Origin of the sequence: Pseudomonas sp. B21-053 (assembly GCF_026016365.1) — a bacterium.
GTDB classification, from domain to species: domain Bacteria; phylum Pseudomonadota; class Gammaproteobacteria; order Pseudomonadales; family Pseudomonadaceae; genus Aquipseudomonas; species Aquipseudomonas nunensis.
In genome coordinates this window covers 596,278-608,574 of record NZ_CP087205.1, presented here as the reverse complement: position 1 = coordinate 608,574, position 12,297 = coordinate 596,278, and the positions used below count along the sequence as shown (strand labels likewise).

Here is a 12,297-nt window from a genome sequence, read left to right as displayed (position 1 = left end):
AGCGAGCCTGTTCGCGAAGGGGTCATCAGCTTCAACATCACTGTTGACTGACATACCGCTTTCGCGAGCAGGCTCGCTCCCACACGGGTTAAGCGCTACAAAAAAAGCCGCGATCATCTCGCGGCTTTCTGCTTTTCAGGCTTCTACCTTTTCCATACAGAACATCACACACCCCAAAACAATCAGGTCGGCTATCAAGCCGCCTTCGCGGGCAAGCCTCGCTCCTACAGAGACCGTGCCCACGCTGAAAATGGACCCGGAAAACACACACCGCAAACAATCAGGCCGGCTATCAGGCCGCCTCGCGGCGCTGTTGCGGTGTACGCCCCCTCGAGAGGCCGAGTGGAGGTTCTGCGCAGTGGGCAACCCGGCATGGATGCCGGGTTAGCCGCCCCCGGCCAGGGATGGCCGATGGCGGCGGGCCCACGGAGCAGGACCGCAACGAGGGCATGCCGAGCCTGGGCGAGGCACCGAACGAAAGGGGCAAAAGCGCTTTGGTTACTTTGGCGCTCTTCCAAAGTGACCCGCTGTAAGAGCGGAACCCAAAGCAGCCGTTACCGCAGAAACGGATATGCACACCATCCTCATATTCCTCGTCGCCTGACACAAAGCCTTCGCGAGCAGGCTCGCTCCCACAATTGATTGATGTACATCTGCAAAAGGTGGGTCGGCTATCAGGCCGCCTTCGCGGGCAAGCCTCGCTCCTACAGAGATCGTGCCCAAGCTGAGCATGGAGTGACCAAATCAAAGTGGCACAAAAAAGCCGACATCGCTGTCGGCTTGATTGTTATGGATCACTGCTTGGGAGGTTCCGTGGGCTTCGGTGCCGCATCTTCAAACAGATTCAATCGCTCACGCAGCTCATGCGCCGGCACCGGTTGCTTGTCCGCAGGCAAAGCATTCGGATCAACCGGCGTAGCTGGCGCATTCGGCGCTTCACCCGGCGCACCCTGCCCCGGTGTCGTGGTTGGATCAGCACCTTGCGCCCCTTCAATGGCCGCTTGAGCCTTCTTGGTCAGCACAACGATGTCGATACGGCGGTTGACCGGATTGAACGGATGCTCCCGATCAAACAACGCCGACGAGGCATAACCCACGACCCGCGCCACTTGCGATTCCGGGTAGCTGCCAGCGACCAGCGCACGGCGAGCCGCGTTGGCACGGTTGGCCGACAATTCCCAGTTACCGAAATCACCAGTGCCGGTGTAAGGCTTGGCATCGGTGTGACCGCTGATGCTGATCTTGTTCGGCACCGCTTTAATGGTGTCGGCCATGGCCAGCAGGATGTCTTCGAAGTAAGGCTTCAAACGCGCCGAACCCGAGTCAAACATCGGCCGGTTGTCGGCATCCATAATCTGAATGCGCAGTCCATTCGGCGTGATTTCAAACAGGATCTGGTCCTTGAACTTCTGCAGTTGCGGGTTCTCTTCAACCTTGTTTTGCAGTTCTTGCAGCAGCAGTTCCAGGCGTTCTTTCTCGACCTGTTCGGCCATGCCTTCGACCTGCTCGGTATCGACAGTCACCTTGTCCGGCTGCGGTTGGGATTTCACCTCGGGGTTGAGGGTGTTCTCCGGCGCCAGGGTCGGTGTGCCGCCCAGATCGATGATGTACGGCGTGCCGCTTTCGGAGAAGCCGACCGGGTCCTTGAAGTAACCGGCGATGGCGATCTTCTGTTCCGGCGTGGCGGTGGACAGCAGCCACAACACCAGGAAGAACGCCATCATCGCCGTCGCGAAGTCAGCGAAGGCGATTTTCCAGGCGCCCCCGTGATGCCCGCCCGCGATGCGCTTGACGCGCTTGATAATAATCGGCTGATTATTTTCCATAACTTAACGACCGCGAACCGCTTGTTCCAGCTCAGCGAAGCTAGGACGGTGCGCCGGGTACAGAACCTTGCGACCGAACTCCACCGCCAACGATGGCGGCATGCCGGAAGCCGACGCCACCAGCGAGGCCTTGATGGCTTCGTAGACGTTCAGTTCTTCCTTGGCATCGTGGGCCAGGGAATGCGCCAGCGGGCCGAAGAAACCGTACGCCGCGAGAATACCGAAGAAGGTACCTACCAGTGCCGCACCCACGTGCAGGCCGATGGACTTCTGGTCGCCTTCGCCAAGGGAAGCCATGGTCACCACGATACCGAGTACCGCCGCGACGATACCGAAACCCGGCATGGCGTCGGCGATGCCGTTCACCGCGTGGGACGGGTGCTCCAGGTCTTCCTTGAGGCTGTAGAGTTCCATGTCGAACAGGCCTTCCAGCTCATGCGGAGCCATGTTGCCGGAGGACATGATGCGCAAGTAATCGCAGATGAACGCGGTCATGCGCTCGTCTTTCAACACTGCGGGGTACTTGGCGAAAATCGGGCTCGCGGAGGCATCTTCGATGTCGCCTTCGATGGCCATCATGCCCTCGCGGCGGCTCTTGTTGAGGATCTCGTAGATCAGGCCCAGCACTTCAAGGTAGAAGGTGTGGGTGAAGCGCGAACTGAACATGCTCAAGGATTTCTTGAGCACGTGCATGGTCATGTAACCGGGGTTGGCCTGCAGGAATGCACCGAGGGCCGCACCACCGATAATCATCACCTCGAAAGGCTGAATCAGGGCGGCAATTTTGCCATGGGAGAGCACGTATCCGCCGAGCACGCTCGCGAATACGACGATGATGCCGATTAATTTAGCCATAGGTAGGAGAGCACTTACTGAGTCGGGTTCAAGGTCATATTCGGAAGTTAAAAAATCTCTTCTTCTACTTATCGGCAAAACTGCGCCAGACTATAGCCAGTTCAGGCGAAAAGCCAATTTAGCCCGCGCCGGGCGTGTTTACAGCCAATGATGATCCCGTCCAGCCATGGCTAATGAAACGAACGTTCCACCTCTAAAACCGACCACTCTTGAAGGCTGGGTCAAGCTTCTCGATGGCGTGCGCCTGCCGGTTCCGCAAGAGAGTCATGACCGTGTCTGCAAAGCCATTCGCAATAACCGCAGCTCGCTGCGCGACATTGCCGAATTGATGCAGGAAAGCCCGGCCCTGGCCTTGAGCGTGATTCGCGAAGCCAACCGCCACACCCACGGCAGCATGACCGAGCCTGCGGAAAACCTTGATGTGGCGCTCAATCGCCTCGGGTTGAAACGCACCGAAGAACTGCTCGCGCGCCTGCCCGCCGAACCACAGTCCGAGATCCCGAAAGCGCTGCGCCAGCTGCAATTGATCAGCCAGCACGCGACGCAACAGGCCAACGGTTTCTTCGCCAATCGCCTGGCGCGACTGTGGCAGGACATTCATTGGGGCAGCCTGCTGTTTCTCTCGCCGTTGTGGCCGATGGCATTGACCCATCCGCACTTGCTCGAAGAATGGGAACTGCGGGTGATTCATAAAGGCGAGTCGGCGCGCAAAGTCGAAAAGCAGTTGTTCGGCGTGCGCCTGCTGGACATCTGCCTGGCACTGGTGGACATCTGGCGATTGCCGATCTGGGTGCAGCAGGGTTATCGCCTGCTATTGAACGAGCAACGAGAGCTGGTGAAGGTCCTGCGTATTGCCCGAGACAGCGATTATCCGCTGCGCCAGCAAAACCGCCTCGACGATGATCCGACTTTGCGCCGCTGGCTCAACCAACCGGCAAACACCGTGCTGCTGGCCAACGGTCTGGCGCTGTCGGCGCAACAGGCCTGGGACTGCCCGCACAGTGAACGCTGGCAGTACCTGACCAGCCTTTACCTGCAAATCCCGATGGATGAAGTGCAACAACAGTTGCACCAACAGGCGGCCAACAGCGCTCGCCAACATGCGATGCCGGACCTCTGGCACCCGGCGGTGTCGTTGCTTTGGCCGTGGGGCATGAACCGGGTCCACGCCGGTCTGCTGCCGGCCCCGGCGCCAACCACTGAAGACCTGACCAACTGGCGCAAGCAATGCGCAGCGCTGCTGGTGGAGCCAAGTCGCTTCACCAACGCGATGCACCTGACCACCTCGGCACGCGACGCCCTGGTTGCCTGCGGCATGCGTCGGGTAATGATCCTGATGGCTGACCGCACCCACGCCAATCTGCGGGTGCACCAGACCGCCGGAGTGCCGAAAGAAGCCGCCGGCCTGAATTTTGTGGTCAGCCAGAGCAGCGTGCTGCAACGTCTGCTCTCGCAACAGGCTCAGGTGCGTATTACGCCGGCCAACAATGCCCAGTTTTCTGCCCTGCTGCCTGCCAGCCTGCGTGCGCAGTTCGGTGGCGAACACCTGCTGCTGCGCTCATTGGTCAACAATGGCCGGGTGATTATGGTCGTAGTGGCGGACCAGGGCGGCGGGCCGTTCTCGGAAATCACCGTGCAAGCCTTTGGCAAAACCGCGCAGTGCATTGAAAAGGCCCTGCATAGCTTTAGCACCCGCGGCCAATAAGGCTGCGCTACAATCCTCCCCTTTGTGCTCTGGAGACCTCACATGTCTGCCTTCTCTGGCTTGCCGCTGGTGATCGAGCCGAGCGACTTGCTCCCGCGTCTCGACGCCCGCGAACTGATTCTGGTGGACCTGACCAGCAGCGCCCGCTATGCCGAAGGGCATCTGCCCGGTGCGCGTTTTGTCGATCCCAAACGCACGCAACTCGGCCAGGCGCCAGCGCCGGGACTGATGCCGCCGCAAGCGGCACTTGAAGCGTTGTTCGGTGAACTGGGGCATAACAAGGATGCGGTCTACGTGGTCTATGATGACGAAGGCGGCGGTTGGGCCGGGCGCTTTATCTGGCTGCTGGATGTCATCGGCCACAAGCACTATCACTACGTCGACGGCGGTCTGCCAGCATGGCTGGCGGAAGGTTTGCCGATGTCGATCCAGATCCCGGCCCCGGTCGGCGGCCCGGTTTCACTGACATTGCACGATGAACCCACGGCCACCCGTGAGTACCTGCAAAGCCGTCTCGGTGCCGCCGACCTGGCGATCTGGGACGCCCGTGGGCCGCTGGAATACTCCGGCGAGAAAGTCCTGGCAGCCAAGGCCGGGCACATCCCCGGCGCCGTGAATTTCGAATGGACCGCTGGCATGGATCAGTCGCGCAACCTGCGCATCCGCACTGACATGCCGCAGATCCTCGACCAGCTCGGCATCACCAAAGACAAGGAAATCATCACCCACTGCCAGACTCACCACCGTTCTGGCTTCACTTATCTAGTGGCCAAGTCCCTCGGTTATCCGCGGGTCAAGGGCTACGCCGGCTCCTGGGGCGAATGGGGCAACCATCCCGACACCCCGTAGAGATTTAAGGTTTTTAAGGACAGTTAATGAATAAGCGTTTGTTTATCCTCAGCCAATACCTGCTGCCCCATCACTTGCTCTCGCGACTGGCCGGCTGCATTGCCGAATGCCGCGTGCGCTGGTTCAAGAACGCCTTTACCGCGTGGTTCGCCAAGCGTTATCAGGTGGACATGTCCCAGGCGCTGGTCGAAGACCTGACTGCCTACGAGCATTTCAATGCGTTCTTCACCCGTGCTCTGAAAGATGGCGCGCGCCCTCTGGACGAAACCCCGGGTGCGATCCTCAGCCCGGCCGACGGTGCGGTCAGCCAACTTGGCCCGATCGAACACGGTCGCGTGTTCCAGGCCAAGGGCCACAGCTTCAGCGTGCTGGAATTGCTGGGTGGCGATGCCGCGAATGCCGCGCCGTTCATGGGCGGTGACTTCGCGACTATCTACCTGTCGCCGAAGGACTACCACCGTGTGCACATGCCGCTGGCCGGCACCCTGCGCGAAATGGTCTACATCCCGGGCCGGATCTTCTCGGTCAACCAGACCACCGCCGAAAACGTCCCGGAACTGTTCGCCCGCAACGAGCGTGTAGCGTGCATTTTCGACACCGAGCGCGGGCCGATGGCCGTGGTGCTGGTGGGCGCGATGATCGTAGCGTCGATTGAAACCGTGTGGGCAGGACTGGTCACGCCGCCGAAACGCGAGCTGAAAACCTTCCGTTACGACGAAGCTGCACGTGCGCCGATCCATCTGGAGAAAGGCGCGGAGCTGGGTCGTTTCAAACTGGGCTCAACCGCTGTCGTGCTGTTCGGGCCGGACCAGGTCAAGTGGGTTGAAGGCCTGGGCGCAACGTCGCCGGTCCAAATGGGCCAGGCGTTGGGTTTGCCGAACGCTTGATTCCCTGAGCCGAACCCCACGGGGTTCGGCGCTTCCGGCCTCATACCCTCTTCTGTAGGAGCACGGCTTGCCGGCGAAGGCGTCCTTGAGATCGCCTTCGCGGGCAAGCCTCGCTCCTACAGGGGTCAGGTCAGCGAAAATACCTCTCACCGCCATAACTGCTACAGTCAGGTCATTCACTGCCCATTTCCCGGTTGGAGTTTTTCCACGGCATGAATGAGACCAGCCCCCCACTGTTGCTTCGCGCGCCGACCCCAGTTGGCTTGCGCCTGTCATTCTGCGAACCCACTCCGCGCGACCTCAAGCGCTGGATCGCCAACCTGCCCAAAGCCAATATCGGCGAAACCGCTCGCCAGTTGTATCAAGGCTTGAGCGAACTCAACCAGCTGCTGACCCCCAGCGACAATCGCCTGCAACTGCTCGAGCTGCTGCGGCCCGAGGTGTATTACGTCTGCAAGCACCTGGAGCGGCATTTCCTGCATCAGGCGATTGTCCTCGACGAACGTTCGCGCAAGATCGCCAACCTTTGCCAGGCGCTGCAAAGCCATTTGGCGATTGGCTATAAACAGATCGTCCTGCGCATCGCCCCACGCTTTACCAAGGATCGCGCGCCGCTGCTCACCCAAGCGTTGCAACGGGCGATCCATTGCCTGAACGGCCCGTTGGTCCGCGCCACCCAGCTCTATTGCCCGGTGCCCGAAGGCGTGTGGCTGGAACTGCATCAGCTGTATCGCATCGCCTGCGAACATCGGCTGCAAAACCTCAGCGTGCGCGATCAACTGGCCAGCCAGACCCAAGACCTGAGTATCGAACAGACCTACGTCGCCGCGCTGCTGTTGGGCGCCTCGCGTTGCAATCAACTGCGCCAGAACCAGATCGCCCGGCTCGCCGAGGTGCTGGAACCCTGGAGCAAATGGATCAAGTTGCAACCCGGCAAACCCGGCAATGAACTGTTTGCGGTCGCACCGGACATTGATACCGGGCCGCGCTATCGGTCCAAGTTTCGTGCCGAACAGCAAGCAACGTTGCTCGGGATCGATCCGCAACCGCTGGTGGCGGCGATTGAGGCTCGCTTGCTCAATCCGGACGACAATGCGTTGTCCATACCGGCCGGGCTGACCCTGGACACTTTGCAACACTTGCACGCGGCTTGGGGTCAGGCCGCGGAGCGCAGTTTCCAGCGCACCGTTGGCCAGGGCACCCTGACCCTGTGCGTGGGCATGAGCGCGTTGCACTTTTATCTGGGCGGGCAACGTTCGTTCAGCGACATCCTGAAAAACCCCGCCGGACGGCTGGCGCAGTTTTCCGCGATGTCCCCGGTCGGTGGTGGCAAAGACAATTGGAGCCATGCCTTTGACGCCGCGCCCAATGGCACCGGCGATGCGCTGCTGCCTTACGAAGAAATCGAATACCCGACCTTGCAGAACGATGACAGCCACGAGGCCGCCGACCGTAATCAGAGTTTCCCGACCTACGCCCTGCCGATCATCAATCACAGCCCAGGCGGTTATTGCCTGGCATGGCCCGGCGCCGTGCCCGCCGAGCTACAGGCTGGCGAAATGGTTGGCATCGAAGATGCGGCCGGCCAAGGCTGGAGCATCGCCGTGGTGCGCTGGATTCGTCAGGTGCGTGGCGGCGGAACGCAGATGGGGATCGAACAGGTTGCGCCGTATGCCGAGCCTTGCGGCTTGCAACTGGTGCGCACGCGGGACGATCACAGTCAGTACCTGCGCGGATTATTGCTACCGGCGATCAGCGCGATTGACTTGCCCGCCACCCTGCTCGCCCCGCGCCTGCCGTTCCAGGAGGGCAACAAGGTGCTGATCAACACCAATGGCCAGGAACGCCGCGCCGGGCTGGATCGACGGGTGTCGAGCACCAACAGCTTTAACCAGTTTGCTTACCGTTCACTGGAGGCGAGTAAAAGCGAAAACGCCGCGGGAAGCGGCGTGATCGGGGCAGAAGAGGATTTTGATTCGTTGTGGAAGTCGTTGTGAGTCTGTGAGACGGCGGCGCGGCCTTCGCGGGCAAGCCTCGCTCCTACAGGGAACGCATTTCAACCGTAGGAGCGAGGCTTGCCCGCGAAGAGGCCCTTTCAGTCAATACAAGACTCAGAGCTGCCCGTCACGATCCCGGAAGCCCAGCAAATACAGGACGCCATCCAGCCCAAGGGTGGAGATCGCCTGTTTCGCCGACTGTTTCACCAATGGCTTGGCCCGAAACGCCACGCCCAGCCCGGCAATCGCCAGCATCGGCAAGTCGTTGGCGCCGTCGCCGACCGCGATGGTCTGCTCCAGACGCAAACCTTCCTTGTGCGCCAGCTCTTTCAGCAGATCCGCTTTGCGCTGGGCGTCGACAATCGGCTCGACCGCTACGCCAGTGACCTTGCCGTCCACCACTTCCAGTTCGTTGGCGAATACGTAGTCGATGCCCAGTTTCGCCTGCAATTGCTTGGCAAAGTAGGTGAAGCCGCCGGACAGGATCGCGGTCTTGTAACCCAGACGCTTGAGTTCGGCGAACAGGGTTTCGGCGCCTTCGGTCAGGCGCAACGACGCGCCAATCGAGTCCAGCACGCTGACGTCCAGCCCTTTGAGCAAGGCCAGACGTTCCTTGAAGCTGGCGCGGAAGTCGAGTTCACCGGCCATCGCCCGTTCGGTGATTTCGGAAACCTGATCACCCACGCCCGCCGCTTTGGCCAGTTCGTCGATGACTTCGGCTTCGATCAGCGTCGAATCCATGTCGAACACCGCCAGACGGCGGTTGCGACGGAACAGCGAATCTTCCTGGAAGGCGATGTCGACGTTCAGTTCCTGGGCCACGCTGAGGAATTCGGCGCGCAGGGCCTGCGGATCCGCCGCCTCGCCACGTACGGAAAACTCGATGCAGCCCTTACCCTTGTCGGCCGGGGTGTCCAGCGGCATGCGTCCGGACAAACGATCGATATGGTCGATGTTCAGCCCGTATTTGGCGGTGATCGAGCTCACAGCCTGCAATTGCCCGGCGGTCACTTTGCGGGTCAACAGGGTGACGATGTGGCGCTTTTTCCCCTGATTGCCGACCCACTGCTGGTAATCCTCTTCGGACACCGGCGTGAAACGCACCTGCTGATCAAGTTCATAGCCCTTGAACAGGATGTCCTTGAGCACCGACTTGCCTTGCTCGGTGTCAGGAATTTCAACCAGGATGCCGAACGACAGGGTGTCGTGGATCACCGCCTGACCAATGTCGAGAATGTTCACACCACCCTGGGCCAGAACGCCGGTAATGGCCGCAGTCAGACCCGGTCGGTCGACTCCCGTGATGTTTATCAGGACGATTTCGCGCAAGGCGCACCCCCGCAGGTGGAAAAAAACCGCATTCTACCCACTTTCAGTGACCATCGGGCACCGTCAGCGCTTTGCCGGTCTAGGGCCTGTCGCTATACTGCGCGTCAACTTCACGGACAAAAGAGCCGAGCTCAGTGAACCGGCCCACGCCAGTAAAAACCGATAACTTCTTCCTGCTGATCTTCCGGGCACTGCGCCACCGCCGTGTACCGATCGCATTACGCATTGCCAGCCATAACGTGATCCTGGTCGCTCTGGCCCTGGTTATCTATGCCTGTGTGATGGGTTTGCAATTCAAGCAGGCCATGCACGAGCAGGCCGATGCGCTGGGCGAAAGCCTGACCACGCAGACCGCCACCTCGGCCACCGAGCTGTTGGTGTCCAACGACATCCTCAGCCTCAACGTGCTGCTCAACAACCTGACCAAAAACAAGTTGGTGGCCCACGCCGCCATCTATAGCGTGGATAACCGCATCCTCGCCGAGTCCGGTCAGCGTCCCAAGCACAGCCTGCTGGGCGAAGCCGAGGGCATGTACGAGAGCAAGATTACGTTCCAGGACGTGACCGCCGGGCAGCTGCGCATCAGCCTGGACATGGATCAGTTCCAGCAGCCGATGACCATCAGCCTGCAAAGCATGGGCATCCTGAGTGCAATTCTGCTCGCGTTGTCCCTGGCCTTGAGCCTGCGCCTGGGCCGACATATCTCCACGCCGCTGATGCAATTGCGGGTGTGGCTGCGCAATATCGACGAATACACCCCGGCCACCGAGCGTCAGGATGAGATCGGCGACCTGGCGCGCCAGCTGCACGCCAACTTCGCCCCGGAGCCGGCCGAGCCTGAGCCAGTGCCGGAGCCTGAGTTCGACGACGCCGATTACGATGAAGAGGCTGATCCGGCCTTCGAAGTGCGCAATCTGCGGGACCCGAGCTTTGACGAGAGCAAACCGGTTGCCGGCCTCAAGCCTGCGCCGAAGCGCATTGTCAGCACCGTCGAAGACGATGACGATGATGACGCTTTCGCCGACCTGCGCGATGAGTCGGCAGACCACGCGCCGATAACGCTGGCCAAACCGGTGATTTCGAACGTGCCGCAGCACAGCGCGGTACTCGCCGTGCAACTGGGCGCCCAGGATCAACTGCGTCGCCTGCCGCGCACGCGCCTTGAGGAATTGCTCAAGCGCTACCGCGACTGCCTCGATCAGGCCGCTTCGCTGTATCAGAGCGAATTACACACCCTGAACGATGGCAGCACGCTGATGCTGTTCCACACCGAAGACAGCGGCGACGACTACCTGACCAACGCCATCTGCTGCGGTGAGTTGCTGCGCGCCCTGGGCCATCAGTTGCAGATCGAAGTCGCCGACAGCGGCATCACCCTGCAATTGCAGCTGGGCCTGACGCTGGGCGACGAGTTGTTCGGCCTGAGTCAGATCGACTTGCTGCTGACCGAGTCGGCCCAGGACGCTTTGGCCCTGTCGCAACACAGCCGCAACCTGCTGCTGGTGGAGCGCAAGATCGGCGACGACGCCCTGATCCGCCAGCGTGCGCGGATCCGGCCGATCGCCAGCCCTGAAGGCGCTTGCTGTGTAGAGCGGTTGATGGAGCCTTATCCGTCGATGCTGGAACGGCAACTGGCGCGGATGCACGAACGCCGGGCGTAACCGCCCTGTAATGAAAAAACCCGCAGACGAGTGATCGTCTGCGGGTTTTTTGTTGCCACCCGAATCTTGTAGCAGCTGCCGAGCCTGCGAGGCTGCGTTCGGCTGCGCAGCAGTCGCAGATCAGCCAGCGTGCGAAGTGACGTTGTAAACCGTATAGACCATTGGCGAGGACTTCGTCCTCGAACGCAGCCTCGCAGGCTCGACAGCTGTTACAGCGAAGAGGCCGCCAGCAACACCGTAGATCCCAACCCGCAGAAACAACAAAGCCCGCATCGCTGCAGGCTTTGGGTTGAATCCATCCAGGCTTTAGAACCTGAACACTTCCATATCGGTCCGAATCGGCGAAGCCATCGGGATCTTCGGTTGCTTGTCCTGCTCCGCTGCCGGCGCGACTGGCTTGGGCGCCGGTTTACGTGGGGCTTCAGCAATCGGCGGCTGGTTGGCCAGTGGCTTCAGCGCCACGGACAATTGCTCGGCCAAACGCTGCAACAACACACCCTGGGCCTGGACCTGAGCCGCTGTTCCGCCTGCGTGTTGCTCTTGCAGGTGGATGATGCGGTTATCGCGAACCTGGCCGCGACGGTCGATCAGACGCCATTGCGCATCCAGGATCGCCGGTTGCGACTCACCCGAGTCCAGGCGAGTAATCGTCAGCAGCACCTGCACATCCGGGGTAAACCCCAATGTTGCCGGTGCCAGCACGACGCGCTGGCTGTCCAGATGACCGGCAACCTGACGCAGCAGCAGCTGATCAATGTCCGAAGACAGGCTACCCGCCCAACGACCATCTTCCGACGCCTGGAGGCTGCCATCCGGCTGACGCTGCAGCAGGGTTTCGCGTTGCAGGTAGTCGGCAATCGTTACCGGGCCCAGCAATACGGCCATGCCAGCGCTTTGCGCAGGCTGAACCGGACTTCCGCTGTCCAGTTGATACAGCGACACCGGTTGGTGAACGCTGCAACCCGCCAGGCCAAGAACGCCAGCGAGCATCAAAATAAAAGGAAGGCGCAGAGCAGTCATCGTCCCATCCAGGTGGTTGCCACAAGGCTAACCACAGTGAAAATACTCAATAAATATGAAGAACGCTCGGCCACGCCGGCGCTTGAAAGGCCATATCATCCGTGAATATGCGTTCCGACTCCAGCGGCAAAGCGTCGATCTACGCGTTAAATCGTAGATCGAGCGCTC

General features: G+C 60.7%; 9 protein-coding genes. 5 read left to right on the top strand and 4 right to left on the bottom strand.

The features are described from left to right. Nucleotides 1–794: 794 nt before the first annotated feature. Both motB and motA read right to left on the bottom strand, forming a co-directional pair. Nucleotides 795–1,826: a flagellar motor protein MotB gene (gene motB / locus LOY68_RS02625; RefSeq protein ID WP_054053341.1), complete on the bottom strand. Its 1,032-nt coding sequence runs from the start codon at nucleotides 1,824–1,826 to the stop codon at nucleotides 795–797. 3 nt (nucleotides 1,827–1,829) lie between these two features. After that, complete coding sequence (gene motA / locus LOY68_RS02620) at nucleotides 1,830–2,681, bottom strand: flagellar motor stator protein MotA (RefSeq protein WP_163907998.1); 852 nt, start codon at nucleotides 2,679–2,681, stop codon at nucleotides 1,830–1,832. A gap of 166 nt (nucleotides 2,682–2,847) precedes the next feature. On the opposite strand from motA, the gene LOY68_RS02615 reads away from it, so the two are divergent. From LOY68_RS02615 to LOY68_RS02600, 4 genes are all read left to right on the top strand, one after another. After that, nucleotides 2,848–4,386 (top strand): HDOD domain-containing protein, encoded by a 1,539-nt coding sequence (locus LOY68_RS02615; RefSeq protein ID WP_265042704.1) that lies wholly within the window; start codon nucleotides 2,848–2,850, stop codon nucleotides 4,384–4,386. A 42-nt stretch (nucleotides 4,387–4,428) separates the two neighbouring features. Continuing rightward, nucleotides 4,429–5,235 (top strand): rhodanese-like domain-containing protein, encoded by an 807-nt coding sequence (locus LOY68_RS02610; RefSeq protein ID WP_265042703.1) that lies wholly within the window; start codon nucleotides 4,429–4,431, stop codon nucleotides 5,233–5,235. A gap of 26 nt (nucleotides 5,236–5,261) precedes the next feature. Then, nucleotides 5,262–6,122 carry an archaetidylserine decarboxylase gene (gene asd, locus LOY68_RS02605; protein WP_054053334.1) on the top strand — a complete coding sequence of 287 codons (861 nt, stop codon included), beginning with the start codon at nucleotides 5,262–5,264 and terminating at the stop codon, nucleotides 6,120–6,122. A 212-nt stretch (nucleotides 6,123–6,334) separates the two neighbouring features. Beyond that, nucleotides 6,335–8,119, top strand: a complete 1,785-nt coding sequence (locus tag LOY68_RS02600) for a molecular chaperone (RefSeq protein ID WP_265042702.1) — start codon at nucleotides 6,335–6,337, stop codon at nucleotides 8,117–8,119. A gap of 114 nt (nucleotides 8,120–8,233) precedes the next feature. Here the strand turns inward: LOY68_RS02600 and serB are convergent, their stop codons facing one another. Next, on the bottom strand, nucleotides 8,234–9,448 hold the full coding sequence (serB, locus tag LOY68_RS02595) for a phosphoserine phosphatase SerB (protein ID WP_054053330.1): 1,215 nt from the start codon (nucleotides 9,446–9,448) through the stop codon (nucleotides 8,234–8,236). A 134-nt stretch (nucleotides 9,449–9,582) separates the two neighbouring features. Here serB and LOY68_RS02590 point away from each other — a divergent pair, with 134 nt between their 5' ends. Further along, nucleotides 9,583–11,109 carry an AhpA/YtjB family protein gene (locus tag LOY68_RS02590; RefSeq protein ID WP_163907991.1) on the top strand — a complete coding sequence of 509 codons (1,527 nt, stop codon included), beginning with the start codon at nucleotides 9,583–9,585 and terminating at the stop codon, nucleotides 11,107–11,109. 306 nt (nucleotides 11,110–11,415) lie between these two features. On the opposite strand, the gene LOY68_RS02585 is transcribed toward LOY68_RS02590, so the two are convergent. Next, a complete protein-coding gene (locus LOY68_RS02585; RefSeq protein WP_163907989.1) occupies nucleotides 11,416–12,129 on the bottom strand; it encodes a membrane integrity-associated transporter subunit PqiC in 714 nt (237 codons plus the stop codon). Nucleotides 12,130–12,297 lie beyond the last annotated feature (168 nt).